The organism is Streptomyces tricolor, from assembly GCF_002155905.1.
GTDB lineage: Bacteria > Actinomycetota > Actinomycetes > Streptomycetales > Streptomycetaceae > Streptomyces > Streptomyces tricolor.
This window is the reverse complement of record NZ_MUMF01000877.1, coordinates 1-656: the sequence shown is the minus strand read 5'-3', so window position 1 is coordinate 656 and position 656 is coordinate 1. Positions and strand designations below refer to the sequence as shown.

Here is a 656-nt window from a genome sequence, read left to right as displayed (position 1 = left end):
GGCGGCGGCCTCCAGGGCGGCGGCGAGCGAAGCGTACTCACCCGTGCGGCGCCGCCACCGCGACGTACCGGTGTGCGTCACCTGGACCGTGCCCTGTGCCATGGCGTTGCTGTGCCCCCACCTCGTCGTACTGATGGCGCGCCGCCCGCCGGGGCGCCGNNCCGGCAACCTGCGCGCCCCGGGGTTCACGCACCCGCGGGTTGTCGCCGAAAGCGCTTCGGCCGGTCCACCGTAGCGTGTGCGTGCACGCCGAGTTGACCAGAGCCGGAAGGCCGTCAGCTGCCCGTGCCCGCCTTGCCCCAGTCCGGGCCCGCCCGGTCCCAGGCCTGGTCCCAGCGCGCGTACCGTCTGCGGACCAGACGCCAGACGGTGATGCGCCGGCCGGTCTCGACCAGGGCCGCCGTCAGCAGGCCCGCGCCGAATCCGGCGAGCACGGCGTGCGTCGTCGCCGTGGCGGAGTCCAGCGGACGGGTCGTTATGCGGCCGTGCGGGTCGGTCCAGAGCCGGAACCGGTCTCCCGGGCGGGGGGACCCGAGATCCGTGAGGACCGGGGCGTGCTGCCGGGTGCCGTCCGGCGCGGTCCAGTTCGCGAGGACCCGGCTGCGGGCCTCGCGCGCGGAGCTGGTCTCGGGGTCGGTCTCCGGCACGGTCCCGCC

1 protein-coding gene is annotated in these 656 nt (G+C 76.3%); it reads right to left on the bottom strand.

The features are described 5' to 3' along the window. Window positions 1-275: 275 nt before the first annotated feature. Window positions 276-656, bottom strand: a 381-nt coding sequence (locus CCN44_RS41045; protein WP_462509669.1) for an Rv1733c family protein, incomplete at its 5' end; no start/stop codon positions are given.